This is a genomic window from Streptomyces sp. NPDC035033, assembly GCF_040636735.1.
GTDB lineage: Bacteria > Actinomycetota > Actinomycetes > Streptomycetales > Streptomycetaceae > Streptomyces.
On sequence record NZ_JBEZUZ010000004.1, the window covers coordinates 15833 to 28440 of the forward strand.

At 69.4% G+C, this 12608-nt stretch carries 12 protein-coding genes and 4 pseudogenes; 7 read left to right on the forward strand and 9 right to left on the reverse strand.

Annotated elements, in window-relative coordinates; all coding sequences use genetic code 11:
- Nucleotide 1 precedes the first annotated feature (1 nt).
- A complete protein-coding gene (locus AB0E83_RS03365) occupies nucleotides 2–418 on the reverse strand; it encodes a VOC family protein (RefSeq protein WP_345626840.1) in 417 nt (138 codons plus the stop codon).
- Between the two features lie 77 nt (nucleotides 419–495).
- On the opposite strand from AB0E83_RS03365, the gene AB0E83_RS03370 reads away from it, so the two are divergent.
- Both AB0E83_RS03370 and AB0E83_RS03375 read left to right on the forward strand, forming a co-directional pair.
- Nucleotides 496–1089, forward strand: coding sequence for a TetR/AcrR family transcriptional regulator (locus tag AB0E83_RS03370; RefSeq protein ID WP_362105152.1), 594 nt, complete (start codon nucleotides 496–498; stop codon nucleotides 1087–1089).
- Between the two features lie 105 nt (nucleotides 1090–1194).
- A pseudogene (locus AB0E83_RS03375) lies at nucleotides 1195–1715 on the forward strand (transposase); the annotation flags it as partial.
- On the opposite strand, the gene AB0E83_RS03380 reads toward AB0E83_RS03375, so the two are convergent.
- Nucleotides 1691–2278: an Imm21 family immunity protein gene (locus AB0E83_RS03380; protein ID WP_362105155.1), complete on the reverse strand. Its 588-nt coding sequence runs from the start codon at nucleotides 2276–2278 to the stop codon at nucleotides 1691–1693. The pseudogene AB0E83_RS03375 and the gene AB0E83_RS03380 sit on opposite strands and share 25 nt — an antisense overlap.
- Before the next feature lie 183 nt (nucleotides 2279–2461).
- Here AB0E83_RS03380 and AB0E83_RS03385 point away from each other — a divergent pair.
- Together AB0E83_RS03385 and AB0E83_RS03390 are read left to right on the forward strand one after the other, a co-directional pair.
- Nucleotides 2462–2722 (forward strand): annotated as a pseudogene (locus tag AB0E83_RS03385) (IS5/IS1182 family transposase); the annotation flags it as partial.
- Nucleotides 2723–2776: 54 nt separating this feature from the next.
- Nucleotides 2777–3118 carry a hypothetical protein gene (locus tag AB0E83_RS03390; RefSeq protein ID WP_362105428.1) on the forward strand — a complete coding sequence of 114 codons (342 nt, stop codon included), beginning with the start codon at nucleotides 2777–2779 and terminating at the stop codon, nucleotides 3116–3118.
- A gap of 290 nt (nucleotides 3119–3408) precedes the next feature.
- Here the strand turns inward: AB0E83_RS03390 and AB0E83_RS03395 are convergent, their stop codons facing one another.
- Nucleotides 3409–4302, reverse strand: a complete 894-nt coding sequence (locus AB0E83_RS03395) for a hypothetical protein (protein WP_362105157.1) — start codon at nucleotides 4300–4302, stop codon at nucleotides 3409–3411.
- Nucleotides 4303–5323: 1021 nt separating this feature from the next.
- On the opposite strand from AB0E83_RS03395, the gene AB0E83_RS03400 reads away from it, so the two are divergent.
- Nucleotides 5324–5980, forward strand: a complete 657-nt coding sequence (locus AB0E83_RS03400) for a maleylpyruvate isomerase family mycothiol-dependent enzyme (protein ID WP_362105160.1) — start codon at nucleotides 5324–5326, stop codon at nucleotides 5978–5980.
- Nucleotides 5981–6248: 268 nt separating this feature from the next.
- Here AB0E83_RS03400 and AB0E83_RS03405 read toward each other — a convergent pair whose 3' ends face one another.
- The 4 genes and pseudogenes from AB0E83_RS03405 to AB0E83_RS03420 form a co-directional block, all read right to left on the reverse strand.
- Nucleotides 6249–6638, reverse strand: a complete 390-nt coding sequence (locus tag AB0E83_RS03405) for a hypothetical protein (RefSeq protein WP_362105162.1) — start codon at nucleotides 6636–6638, stop codon at nucleotides 6249–6251.
- 149 nt (nucleotides 6639–6787) lie between these two features.
- Nucleotides 6788–7514: pseudogene (locus AB0E83_RS03410) on the reverse strand (hypothetical protein); the annotation flags it as partial.
- 101 nt (nucleotides 7515–7615) lie between these two features.
- Nucleotides 7616–7981 (reverse strand): S26 family signal peptidase, encoded by a 366-nt coding sequence (locus AB0E83_RS03415; protein ID WP_362105165.1) that lies wholly within the window; start codon nucleotides 7979–7981, stop codon nucleotides 7616–7618.
- A gap of 172 nt (nucleotides 7982–8153) precedes the next feature.
- On the reverse strand, nucleotides 8154–8438 hold the full coding sequence (locus tag AB0E83_RS03420; RefSeq protein ID WP_362105168.1) for a hypothetical protein: 285 nt from the start codon (nucleotides 8436–8438) through the stop codon (nucleotides 8154–8156).
- 265 nt (nucleotides 8439–8703) lie between these two features.
- Between AB0E83_RS03420 and AB0E83_RS03425 the strand changes: the two are divergent.
- A pseudogene (locus AB0E83_RS03425) lies at nucleotides 8704–8992 on the forward strand (IS5/IS1182 family transposase); the annotation flags it as partial.
- Nucleotides 8993–9190: 198 nt separating this feature from the next.
- Here AB0E83_RS03425 and AB0E83_RS03430 read toward each other — a convergent pair.
- Entirely contained in the window at nucleotides 9191–10033 is an 843-nt protein-coding gene (locus AB0E83_RS03430) for a sulfite exporter TauE/SafE family protein (protein ID WP_362105171.1), read from the reverse strand.
- A 356-nt stretch (nucleotides 10034–10389) separates the two neighbouring features.
- Nucleotides 10390–11055, reverse strand: coding sequence for an MSMEG_1061 family FMN-dependent PPOX-type flavoprotein (locus tag AB0E83_RS03435; RefSeq protein ID WP_362105174.1), 666 nt, complete (start codon nucleotides 11053–11055; stop codon nucleotides 10390–10392).
- 696 nt (nucleotides 11056–11751) lie between these two features.
- On the opposite strand from AB0E83_RS03435, the gene AB0E83_RS03440 reads away from it, so the two are divergent.
- Nucleotides 11752–12192 (forward strand): hypothetical protein, encoded by a 441-nt coding sequence (locus tag AB0E83_RS03440; RefSeq protein WP_362105177.1) that lies wholly within the window; start codon nucleotides 11752–11754, stop codon nucleotides 12190–12192.
- Nucleotides 12193–12608: the final 416 nt, after the last annotated feature.

A 12608-nucleotide genomic window follows, 5' to 3' on the forward strand; every position in this document is an offset into this window, starting at 1 on the left:
GTCAGCTGGTGACGTACTGCTCGCGGTACTCCGCGGTGGGGGCGATGGGCGTGATCACGTCGATCAGGACACCGTTGGGATCGGCCACGATGAAGTGCCTTTGCCCGAAGTCCTCGCTGCGCAGTTCAAGGATGGGGTGCAGCCCTTCGCTGGTGACGAGCCGTTCCCATTCCGCGTCCACGTCCTCCACCTCGAAGTTGAGCAGCAGGCCCTGTGCGGGGACCCGGTGGCCCGTGGGAACCGTCGGGTGGCTGTGGTCGAGGAGGGCGAGCTCGTACCCGGGATCTCCCGGCTGGCGCAGGCTGACGTACCAGTCGGCCTCGAACGTCGTCTCGAACCCCAGCAGCCGGGTGTAGAAGTCGTGGGACTCTCGCAGCTTCGCTGTGCCGATCACGGGATAGAAGCCGGTCAGCTTCATACCTGAACCCCTTTCACATACCATCAGTATGCGAATGACGCTATTCGCATACCTTCGGTATGTCAATGAGGAGTGCGATGCGACAGCACGGCATCCGGGCACAGCAGCGGGAGCAGACCAGGCAGGCGCTGCTGCGGGAGAGCAGGCGCCTGTTCTCAGGCAGCGGCTACGGCGCGGTGGGCCTGGCGGAAATCGTCCAGGCAGCCGGAGTGACCAAGGGTGCGCTCTATCATCACTTCACCGGCAAGGCGGACCTCTTCCGCGCCGTCCTGGAAGAGATGCAGCAGGAAGTGGGACGACGCGTGGCCGTGGCCTCCGACGCCCACGACGATCCCTGGACTCAGCTGACCGCTGGCTGCCAGGAGTTCCTCACCGCGACCACCGATCCGGACATCCAGCGCGTCATGCTGGTCGACGGGCCTGCCGTACTGGGATGGAGCCAATGGCGGGCGATGGACGAAGCCGCCTCGGCCCGCCACCTCGCCGACGCGTTGTCCTCCCTCATCGACGCAAGGATCATCGCCCCGCAGCCAGTCGCACCACTGGTCCACCTGCTGTCAGGGGCAATGAACGAGGCCGCCCTGTGGCTCGCATCCTCCTCCGACCCCGAAGACCTGGACCACACCAAAGCCGCGCTGACGCAACTGCTGCAGGCCCTGCGAGCCGGTTGACGTGATGACCACGCGACAGGGCGCAATCGCTCCGCTATCGACCCACGCACACCACACGCCCAGTGCTTAAGTCAACCCCCGAAGGACTTCCGGATCCGACCACTTAGGGACACCGTGCTGATCGTGGACGGCACCCTGGTACCGACACGGGACCACAGCGTGGCGGAGAAGTCCAAGAACCGCCGCTACTCGACCAACCACCAGGTCGTCATCGACGCCGACTCACGCCTTGTCGTCTCCGTCGGCCTGCCCGTGCCCGGCAACCGCGACGACTGCACAGCATGGGAGCCATCAGGGGCGAAGGCCGCCGTCGGGAACACCATAGTGATCGCCGACGGCGGCTATCGCGGTACCGGGTCCGTCATCCCGCATCGCCGCGCCCCTGGACAGAGCGAACTGTCCGCCTGGAAGGAAGAACACAACACCTCCCACCGCAAGGTCCGCGCTCGGGTCGAGCATGCTTTCGCTCGGATGAAGACTGGAAGATCCTGCGCGACTGCCGCCTCAAGGGCGATGGCGTGCACCACGCGATGCTCGGCATCGCTCATCTGCACAACCTTGCGCGCCGCAGCCGACCACACCCGACCGAAGCGCGGCCCGTTCAGGATCCGGCGGGCAGGAGCTGAACCAGGCCGACCCAGTTCTCCTCGTCCACCTTGGCCTGCGTGGCGCGGACCCTCCAGTGGCCGGCTGGCAGTGGGACCGGCGCCTCAGCGGGCATCCCACCGTCGGGGTACTCGACGCCCAGGTCGGAACCTGCTTCGGCGGAGTCCATGAGCACCGCCGGCCCGTCCGAGGCCCAGGTGCCGCACTCCTCCCACACCGTGGCCGGGTCTGCAAGGACGGTGTCCGCCGCGGCTCTCAGTCCGGCCTCGGACTCGGCAGCGCGCCGCCGCAGGAACGCTCGGTGTCGGGGCAGATAGCAACTGGTCGCCGGCTCGTCCGCCAACACCAGTGCCTGCGCACCGTTCTCGCCGAGGGGGATCACACCGGCCAGATCATCCACCGCGCAGGCCCGGTCGTAGTCGTCCGGGGCGGTGGCGTCTCCCGCCATAAGACCACCCTCCGTGCACCCGCCCCAAGAGGCCAGGGCGGAGACGGGGACGACAATCAGAGGACCGCCCATCGACTCCACCCAGACAAGAGAGGGGCTAGCGGCATCATCCGGGACAGATGGAGAGGTGATCATGCAGTCAGTGTGCCCTCACCCACTGACACCGCCACCACACTCATGCAGCAGTTACGGGCCAGCCTTTAGATGGGGTGTCGGTCAGGATCGACCTTCGCCGCCAGAAGCTTCGCGTGCTTGTCTCCCCGTCCGGACTGGACCTGTTCACTTCCGCACCACGGCTGCTGCGGCGGGAGCTGACCGCTCGACGCCCTCGGCACTGCAGGCGTCCGGTGCTGGGCCGACAAGACGTACCAGGGTTCCGGCCCCGCCGTCCGCGTCCCCTTCCACGACCGTTGGAACAAGCTCTCCGCCGGGAGAAGGCCGTCAACCGCGCCCACGCGACGATCCGCGCACCCGGCGAACAGGCCATGGCCACCCTCAAGCCCTGACGCCTGTCGCGGAAGTTCCGCCGCACCACCACCCCCATCCCCGACCTCGTCGATCAAGGCCGTCCTCGCCCTGGAGCCGACCGCCTCGTCCAGAGGAGGAAACCTCGCTGCCTCCTATACTCCTGGCGTGCTTGATGCCTCGAACCTCTTCCACGTTTCGTCCGTGCTCAATCGGCAGTCGATCGCGCGGCATGGCCTGGATTGGACCCGGATGGGCGCCGCACGGGGAATCGCCGGCAGCCGCCGCCCTGAGGTGGAGGGGATCTTCGTCTGTCGGGGCGAGGAGGAAACAGGGTTCTTCCTTCAGATCAACAACACCGGTGGGCCGGTCGACGTCTGGTCCGTGGACGGCGTCGATGAGGGGCTGCTCCTCGACAACGGCAACGGATTCGTCTACCTGCCCGACCGCATACCAGCCGCGCAAGTCCGCCTCGTGCGATCCGACGGCCCTTCGCAGCTCGGTTCTTGATTTCGCGCGGCGGTACGGCAGGGAGGCAGGCCCACGCGGAATCCGGCCGCGAGCCCGGCGAAGGCGTGACCGCAGCGGAGGTGGGCCAGGGCCGTCAGCGCCTGTCGGCTCCAGGTCAGCCGCCGCCGGCTGCCGATCTGTCGTCGCCGAGCGACCAACCCCCGCCGCGGCAACCGCGGCGCGGAGGTGGACAGAGACAGCCCGGTCGGGTGGGCGACGACTCGGAGCTCCAGGCGGAGAAGGTTGCTGTTTCTGAGCTTGAATGCGTGATGTCGGCCAGTCGTTCATGATCAGGCCGGTTGCGGCCATCCCGCCTGGGGGCGAGCCGGTGCGGTCCGTGAGCGGGTGAGCTGGGCGCGGTTGCGGGCCCGGGCAGCCCGGCGCTTTCCGGCCTCGGCGAGCACTGCGGCTCTGGCTTCCTCTCCGGCGTCGAACGCCGCCGGAGCGAAGCGGTCGCTGGCTCTGACGTGCTGTTTCCAGTCGTCCTGCCAGAACTCCACCGTCCAGCCCGGCCACAACTCCGGTACTTGGTAAGCCTGTGGCGTGGAGGAAAGGGACCACCAGCCCAGATGGCGGCGTTCCGGGTCGAGATGGATGCCGGAGTTGACGTGCAGGCGGCAGCCTCCGTGCCCGGGGGCGTCTGCCAGGCGGTCGAGCAGGGCGGCGCCCTCGCGGACAGGGTGGTCGAAGGCGTCGGAGGCGACGTGGCAGCGATCGGTGCTGACCGTGATCACCACACCGCCTGGGTCGGGCCCGGCCAATTCCTCGTCGTCAGGGGCGAGGAGCGGGGCCGAAGAGGGGTCCGAATCGCGGCAGCGGACGTACTCCGGGTCCAGCCCGACGTACTCACGCAGTTCGGCCGGCCCGTCGTACAGCCAGCGGACCTCCCAGCCCGGCCACGCAGCTCGGATCAGCTCGAACGTGGCCGCGCGGTGGCGGAGCTCAGTGCTGGGCCCCTCCCAGGCGAAGAACAGGAGCACTTTCCGGCCGAGGTCGAGCAGTACCCCGCCCTGGGCCATGGTGTCGTCCAACCACCAGCCGTCCTGCCGGAGTCCGGGAAGCATGGCGAGAACCGGCGCCGGCCCTTCCAGCAGGTCGAGGTCGATTCCGACCGCCCAGCCGGTCCGGTACAGCTCATGCGTGCCGTTCTCACGGACCACGATGACGTTGGCTCTGTCTCCCATCGGGCCAGGATGACCGGACGGAAGGCTGCCGGCCATCCGTTTTCGGCGGCTTCGAGGCTCCGGTATCCAGAGAGCGAAGGCGTGCCGACAGGGCGGGGGCGAGGGTCGTGGTCATGCCCCTCGGAGTGGTGCAGCGATCATGTTCCAACGGCCATGCGGTGGGCAGCGCTGACTTCGCATGCGTGATGTCGGTCAGTCGTCCATGCTCGGGCCGGTGTCGGCCAGACACCCGTCGACCAGGTCCGGACGGTACTGGATCTGCTTGAGCCTGCGCTTGACGGCGCGAGTGATCTGGCCGAGGTCGGCTGCGGCGAGGGCGCCGATGTCGCGCTTGACCAGCGACCAGATGCCCTCTTGCGGGTTCAGGTCCGCGGCGAGTAACTCTGAAGTTGGAAGACGGTGAACCAGTCCGCGCGGTCGGCGATGAACTGGCGCATCGCCTCAGCCAGGTGCATGCGCGGGTTGTCCCGGACCAGCACGATCGGGCCGCCGAGCTGGACGTGCGCTCTGACCAGCAGGTCGCACAGGTCGCGCCGGCCAATGCCCTTCGGCTCGCCTTTGCGGCCCCGGCACCCGCGGACCGAGTAGAACGTCCTCGCCCGATCCCCACAACCCGTAGGCGAGCCAGCACGTGTCAGGGTCGCCGACGCTCGTGGTGCCCGGTGCCCGGTGCCCCAGGGCCCGGTGCCCGATGCCGTGGCGCAACCGGTCTTCGCCGTCCATGGCCCGGCCGACCGGCCGACCGACCGAGCCGGTCGTCGGTGAGGCACTGGCGGTCGGTAGGGTCGCCTGGAGCGGGGAGGTAAAGCGGCGGCGGCTGCTCGGCTGCCAGGTGGACCTCACCAGGCACACGACCAGACGAAGGCCGCCTCGGCGGTAGAAGAATGGCCAGGTGAGCGACTCGGTTCGAGGATGGCCTCGACACCGGAAGGCCGAAGGGGGCCATTAAGCGGGGGCGATCGATGAGTTCGGGCGGCGACAGGAGTCTGACGGAGAACACCCGATCTCTGGAGGCTGCCCCATGACTGAACCGCACGTTCTGGAAACTCGGGAAGCTCTAAAACGGGCGATCCACGTCGAACGGCTGGCGCTCGCTCAAGACCTCGCCGAGCTCAGCGAGGCCCAGTGGGCGAAAGCGTCTCTGTGTGAACGCTGGACCGTGGAGGAGGTCGTAGCCCATCTGACGGCAGGTGCCGGCACGAGGATGTGGCGCTGGCTGCTGAGCATGCTGGCCGCGCGGTTCAACCCCGACCTGCACAACGACCGACGGCTCGCAAAGCACCGCGGTGCTACACCTGAGGAGACCTTGCGGCGCTTTCGCGAAGTCGTCGCCGGACCCTCCGGTCCGACCGGACACACCGCGGCCTGGCTCGGCGAAACAGTCGTCCACGGCGAGGACATCCGCCGGCCGTTGGGCCTTGTGCGGACGCCCCCGGTGGCCACCACGACCGCCGTGGCCCGGTTCTTCGCCGGCCGTGATTTCACCGTCGCGAGCAACACCGTGATCGCGGGCTTGCGGGTCGAGGCCACGGACGGGCCGTTCGCCACCGGCTCGGGGGATCTGCTCCGGGGGCCGACCCTCTCGCTGGTGATGGGAATGGCAGGCCGAGCAGCGGCCTGCCAGGACCTGGAGGGAGACGGCGCGGCAGTCCTGCGCGCCCGCCTGGGTTCAGGCTGAAAAGCAAGACCGACCACTATCGATACCTGGCTTTGTTCACTTCCAGGGATTCTGGTTCGACTTCCGTGAACTCTCGTCGAGTCGGTTCATGACGGTCTCGGAGCAAGCCGTTGACCTGTTGGGCTTCCCCGTCCTGTCGGCCTCCGGCGCCGAGGCCCGGAAGGTGCGCCAGAACCATTCCTCATGAACGAAGCCAGCAGGACAACCATGAGCACTGACGGCGGCCACCGCGGCAGCTGACGGCCCCGGTTGTCGGGGGGGCGGGTGGTCAGGCGTCGGGGTCGACTTCGGGATGCGTGAACCGCACGGGCTTGCCCAGCGACCTGGCGTAGGCGATTTCGGCTCGAGTGCTGTCTCCGATGTAGTCGCCGACCACGAGCACCTCATCGGCGAGCCGGATCTTCGCCCGGTGCAGATCGTCGAGCCGGACCTTCAGCGCCTCGGCCTCGACGGGATCGGACCAGAGCGCGTGCGGCGACTTCATGTCACAGCCCGGTTTGACGACGATCTTCCCGGTTGTGGTCTCCCGCAGATCGGCCTCGTTCATCTCGGACATGAAGCGGGTGGAGCCGCAGATCACGACGATACGCGGGAGGCCCAACAGCTTCTTCGCGTCGGCGAGCCTCTCCTCGGGGGTGAGCGGTTGCGGGTACGACACTGGTTCCTCCTGGTGGTGCGGGCCGAGGGGCGCCTGCGGGGACGAGAACGAGGGTGCCGCGATCGTTTCGCGACGAACGGCGTGGACATCCTCTCGACACCACGCCGGGCGGCGGTCGACGACATGCTGCGGAAGCAGCACGGCCTGGCGCCGCAGCGGTTGCGGGCTGCCCGACGTCGGGGCTCACAGGCGGGGTCCTTGTGCCTGCCGCCGCGCTCAGCCCCCTGCCGCCCGGGGTACGGCATCAGGTTGAGCGGCCCGAACTCGTCCGTACGGAAGACGGCTTCGGGCTCGTCGTCCTCGGTCTCGGTCTCGTCCTCGGCCTCGTCCCCGGCCTCGGCTATGGCTTCACCGCCGCGATGGCGTAGAGATGCTCGACGCGGGCCTTCTTGGACGCGTGGTTCAGGGTCGCGGGAGGTCTTCCAGGTCTTCAGGCGTGGAGAGGAGACGTCCTCCTCGCGGAGCGAGGGCACAGGCCCCCGTGGCTGATGTCGTCGACCGCCCCCTCGGCAACCAGGAAGCAGGCCAGTTCGGTCAGGCTCCGGATCGAAAACGGCAGGTCATGCTCGATCGGTTTGGCGGTTTGGCGGTTTGGACTTGGCGATCTTCCTGATCTCGCGGCGTTCGAACAGTGTGAAGGGCTTCAGCCGACCGCTGGAGTACTTGGGGCAGGGCGCGTCGAAACCGTCGGCGTTGAGGTTGCCGAGGTTGTCGAGGTTGGGGACCACGTCGCGCACTCGGTCGTCACTGGTGAACGACACCTCGCCGATCTTCGATCTTCACGGCCGGCATGCCCCGAGCAGGTACCTGAGCGGACAGCAGCACCATCTGCGCCCGCCGCCGGGCCACCACGGAACCCGTGCCCCTGTAGACCATCCGCGGTAACCGCCGGCCCTCGTCGTCATCGATACCGCGAACACGCACTCGTTTCTGCCACCCGCATGGCTCGGCGGCCCGATGCTGCTGGAGCGCGGTGTTCAGGGGGAGTCGTTCGCATCGGCCACGAGCGTCTTGCCCTCGGCACCTGACCGGGAGGTGCCGTCGACCGCCACACAGATGCCGAAGACACGATCGTGGCTGGTCCAGCCGTTGACGCGGCCACGGTTGTTACTGATCTGCACCCGCTTCCTGGCGGGGTCCATGGACGACACCAGGTGCAAGTAGACCGTCCCGGCGACACGGGCGAGGACGATGTCCCCAGCCTCCAGCTTCGCCGGGTCGACCGGAGCGACGACCACCTGCTGCCGACTGCGTATCAGCGGAACCATCGAGGAGCCGCTGGGCCGGAACGTCACGGTGGCCCCGCCGGCAACCCTGCCTGCCACTGCATCCAATGCGCCCATCCGTTGATCGTGGCAGATTCCCCCGCATCCACCCACCGATTTACTTCTCCGCCCTCCGCCCTCCGCCCTCCGCCCTCCGCCCTCCGCCCTCCGCCCTCCGCCCTCCGCCCTCCGCCCTCCGCCCTCCGCCCTCCGCCCTCCGCCAGCAAGGCGAACGTTGCCTGACGCGGCACTAGAAGGGGGGCCAGCAGGAATCCGGGGGAGGTGTGGGGTTGGCGCGATTCGCGCCACGCTTCTCCACCGGCCAGCGCCGGTCGATGACGGCCGCGGTCTCCTTGCAGGCACCACAGGCGTTGCTCCGATCCGGCAGCCACCAGTACGGAGAGACCGAGAGGTTCTCGTGTTCGATGCCGCACAGGGTCGCACCGGAGTCCGTGTAGGCGTAGGCCGTGTCGTAGGCGTGGGCCACGTCCTCGGGGAGGTCCGGTGATTCCGCCCGCTCCCAGCGCCCGTCCATCGGCTGGTACAGAGGCCGCGAGACCTCACCGGGACCGTGCCCCAGCTCGGTCCACGCGTAGCACCAAGAGCAGAACCACCGCTCCTTCACCGGCAAGTCCCACGCCCTCCGCGGTTCCGTCACCGGTGCCTGCCGCATCTCGTGCCCACACACATCACACGTCACAGCCGGATCCTGTCATGGCAACTCCACACCTGATCTCGGTCGGCAAGGCGTCCGGGCGCGTGCCGGTCTTGTTCCTGACGGCCTGTGGAGCGGCCCCGCTCGTGCTCGCCTCGGCTCCCAGCACCATCTGTTCGCCGACCGCCACGGAACCCCGCTCGCCGTCACGCTCACCGGCGGCAACCAGCACGACGTCACCCGGCTCCCATTCCTGCCCCTGCCCCTGCCCCCCCCAGCCATCCTCGTTGGTCCGGGGGCGGCGAGGGTGCCCTCGCCGCAAGCCCCTCTGCCTGTACGCGGACCAGGGTGACGACTTCGGCAAGTACCGTCGCCGGCGGTGGAAGCCCGGCGTCAGACCCGTGCCCGCCCGACGCGGCGAGGCCCACGGCTCCGTGCCCGCTGCGAACGTCGCAGACTTCGCCTCCATCGGCTGCGGAGTCCACATCGGCCTCCGTGTCGTTGTCGCGTGCGAAGCGGCGCTCTGCCCCGTGCACCGTGGAGGAGTAATCGTGGAGGAGTAGGTGCCGGCGTGCCCGCTCCGGTCGATCCGGCGGCGCGGACGGGCCACGCCGGGGCGGCTGGGGTGGTGGTCAGTCGTGGCGGGCGAGTTTGGCCGCGGAGACGAGCAGGACGGCGGCAAGGGCGGGGATGAGGACGGTATCGGGGAAGACGCCGAGGAGCAGTCCGCCGAGGAGGGCGCCGACGATGGAACCCGAGGCCGTGATCGCCGTGAAGCGGAGGTTGGCGCCGAGGGCGGCGAAGCTGCCGTCGCGGCTGTAGCGGGCGAACGCGACCAGCATGGTGGGCAGGGAGACCAGCAGGGACAGGCTTCCTGCGGTCTTGATGTCCTCGCCGAACAGCAGCACGATCGTCGGGATCAGCAGCTCGCCGCCGGCCACTCCCATGATCGCGGCGACGACGCCGATCCCGAACCCGGCCGCGACTCCGGCGGGGACCTGGGCCCAGAGCGGCAGCGCGAGGGTGCCCAGGGCGGTGGTGTGGGTGACCACGAGCGCGCCGGCCATGAGGACCATCAGGGCCGCCAGCACCTTGTAGAGGGTGGCTGAGCGCATGCGGACCGCCCAGGAGGCGCCGGCCCAGGCGCCGAGCAGGCTGCCGGCCAGCAGGTTGACCGCGACAGGCCAGCGGGCGGCGACCTCGGCGGCCGGGACCGCGGCCAGCCGGGCGGGCAGCGCGACCAGGACGACGACCAGGCTCATCGCCTTGTTCAGGATGACCGCCGACAACGCGGCGAATCCGAAGAGGCCGATCAGCAGCGGCAGACGGAACTCGGCACCGCCCAGCCCGATCATCCCGCCCAGCACGCCGATGGCCGCTCCCGCACCGAACACCACAGGCACCGAGTGCGCCGGCCGGAGGGACTGAAGGGGCCGGAGGGGCCGGTGGGACCGGAGGGGCCGATTGGTACGCATGACGGGCATCCTCGCTGGTGGCCTGCCTCTGCTGCTACGGCACGCTCCGACCTTCGGGGCAAGGCACCGGACGTCCACTCGCGATTCGTTCGGTCCTCCGAGAACCAGCGGCGGTGCCGCCGCTCACCTGGTCCACTGCGCTTGGCGATGTCCGGTGCCGGCGAAGCTCGGGTTACGGCGCAGCTTCCGTGAAGCCGAGCCGGCCCCCGGCGCCGGAAGCCGACAAGTCGGCGACTCGATAAGTCGGTGGAACGGCAGGTCGGGGGGGCGGGGGCCAGCAGGTCGGGGGGCGGGGGCCGGCGGCTCAGGGATCGGCATCCCATGCTGGGGGGAGCGTACGTACGCCCACCCGGAGCTCACTCGTACCGCAGCCGCAGTGACTCCCGTTCGGCCTCCTCGATCTGGTCGAGGGTCAGGCCCGGGAGGTTCAGCTGGGCCAGCGTCACCTCGGCGCTGGTCGGCTGGGCGTCGGCGGGCAGCCACCGCTCCGGTTGCCAGGCGTTGGCGCGCATCAGCGACTTCGGGCAGTGCGGGTAGACCTGTTCGACCTGCACCACTATCGCCGTGACCGGCGGTTTTCCGACGGGAGTGAGCTGGGCGAGCAGCTCCGGGCGCGCCGAGACGCAGGCGCGGCCGTTGACGCGCAGTGTGGTCGGGCGGCCCGGGACGAGGAAGAGCAGCCCGACGCGGCCGGTCTGCAGCACGTTGTGCAGGGTGTCGAGGCGCTTGTTGCCGGTCGCGTCGGGGATGGCCAGGGTCCGCTCGTCCAGCACCGAGACGAACCCGGCCGGGCCGCCACGCGGCGTCACGTCCGCCCGGCCCTCGCTGTCCGCGCTGCCGATGAACACCAGCGAGGAACAGCCGATCAGCGCCCGGGTCTCCTCGGTCAGGTGGTCGATCTCCTTGCGGAGGGCGGTGGGGTTCGGCTGCGGGTAGAGCTCGCGCAGTTGGTCCAGGCTGGTGAGGGCGTCCGCTTGGAGGGACGCGAAGGGCGAGCCGGCCGCCCCGGTGTCGATCGTCATACGGACGACCCTAGAAGGCGAAGGCAAAGGCGAAGGCGACCGGGGCAGTGCGCGGGTCAGCGAGTGGTCTCGCCCGCCCCGACCGGCCGCTGTTCCTCGGAGCGTCGGGGCATCAGGGCATCGGGGCATCAGGGCATCAGGACAGTCGGAAGAACGCGGCGGCGCGATGCCGGTCGGGCCGTGCCGAGACGGATGCCGACGGGGCAGGCGCCCCGGCAAGGGGAATACGGTGCCTGCCCGGGGCTGCTGCCGTGCCGAAGCCGCGGAGCCCGGCCGGCCTGAGGACGCTTCTTGATTCTGGCCCTGTCCGCGGTCGCGTGACGGCCCGCGTCCTCATGCCGGGTGCTGGTTCTGGTGCTTGTGCAGGGCCGCGCCCGCCCGAAAACGGAGTCGTCCGCATCGGTCCTTGTCCCCGTCCGTTGCGTCGGCGGCGCAACAGCAGGACTGCGCCGGCCATCGCGGCTCCTCCGGGAATGCCGCGCCGGCCGTCGCAGCTCTTCCGGGCCGAGCCAGAGAGCGATACGCCCTTGCGCGGTCTCGGCTCGCGGATCCGTGGGCTGGGGCGGCTCCATGAGCCCTCGACCACATGCCTGGAGCGTGCCTCTCAGTGCTCCGGTGCGACTTCGCGATCCTGTAAGTCGGTGGGTTGAATGAGCGGCGGAGAGACTGCTGCCACTGTTCGGTAGGTTCACGGTCATGGACACCGGCGAGAGCGGCCCCGCGGAACGAGCGCCTGCCCTGAACTGGGAGGACGCGTCGACGTTGCGAGGGGTCGAGCGGCCCGACGATGTCGATGCCGCCTTCGGCCGAGGAGAGCCGCTCGTCGGGGTGGCGGTGATCGCGCTGGCGTTGAACCACGACAGCGCGGACGCGATCTTGCCCCGAGTCGCCCGGGCGATGGTGGCCGATGATCCGGAGATCCGCCGCCAGGGCGTTGTCGCCCTGGCGCATGTCGCCCGGCTGCACCGATCGGTGGACCGGAGATGCGTCGACCTGCTGAGGGGCTTCGCCCGCGGCAACGAGGCCGACGATGACCTGTGGTCCTTCGTGGAGCACAGGATGCTGCCGTGGTGGCTTTGGCGGTACCACGCCGGCCGACGACTGCTCTGGCTGGTCCGTGACCGATGGCGGGGGTGAGGTGCTGGCCGTTCGCGGGAGCGAGAACGACCACCGCGTGATCATCAAGGCTTGTGTGGACGCGTGATGATCGTGGGGTGATCGCGGGCCACAGCACGGACGCCGCCCGGTGGCGGGCGATGTTCCACCGGGCCGTGGCCCGGATCGCGGGCCGGTGCTACCGGGTCGAGCCTCGTACGACGGCCCCTGCTCACCTGCTCGGACTTCTGTCCGGCGTCGGGAGGGAGACCCGCCGGCAGTCGGCCGCGCAGGCCGGCCACGCCCGTCCCGGGCCGAGGGAGCGGCTGCTGCGAACCGCCCGCTGGAGCGGCCGATGCCGTCCGTGATGATGTCCGTACTCACGTCCACACGTCCACACGTCCTTGAGCGCCTCGGCGCCGACGACGGCGTGTTGATCGTGGACGGGGCCGGGTTCG

Bases quoted from the DNA above. Each gene is read 5' to 3' on its own strand.
- AB0E83_RS03365 (WP_345626840.1), bottom strand. From the start codon at position 418: ATGAAGCTGACCGGCTTCTATCCCGTGATCGGCACAGCGAAGCTGCGA.
- AB0E83_RS03370 (WP_362105152.1), top strand. From the start codon at position 496: ATGCGACAGCACGGCATCCGGGCACAGCAGCGGGAGCAGACCAGGCAG.
- AB0E83_RS03380 (WP_362105155.1), bottom strand. From the start codon at position 2,278: ATGATCACCTCTCCATCTGTCCCGGATGATGCCGCTAGCCCCTCTCTT.
- AB0E83_RS03395 (WP_362105157.1), bottom strand. From the start codon at position 4,302: ATGGGAGACAGAGCCAACGTCATCGTGGTCCGTGAGAACGGCACGCAT.
- AB0E83_RS03400 (WP_362105160.1), top strand. From the start codon at position 5,324: ATGACTGAACCGCACGTTCTGGAAACTCGGGAAGCTCTAAAACGGGCG.
- AB0E83_RS03415 (WP_362105165.1), bottom strand. From the start codon at position 7,981: ATGGGCGCATTGGATGCAGTGGCAGGCAGGGTTGCCGGCGGGGCCACC.
- AB0E83_RS03420 (WP_362105168.1), bottom strand. From the start codon at position 8,438: ATGGACGGGCGCTGGGAGCGGGCGGAATCACCGGACCTCCCCGAGGAC.
- AB0E83_RS03430 (WP_362105171.1), bottom strand. From the start codon at position 10,033: ATGCGTACCAATCGGCCCCTCCGGTCCCACCGGCCCCTCCGGCCCCTT.
- AB0E83_RS03435 (WP_362105174.1), bottom strand. From the start codon at position 11,055: ATGACGATCGACACCGGGGCGGCCGGCTCGCCCTTCGCGTCCCTCCAA.
- AB0E83_RS03440 (WP_362105177.1), top strand. From the start codon at position 11,752: ATGGACACCGGCGAGAGCGGCCCCGCGGAACGAGCGCCTGCCCTGAAC.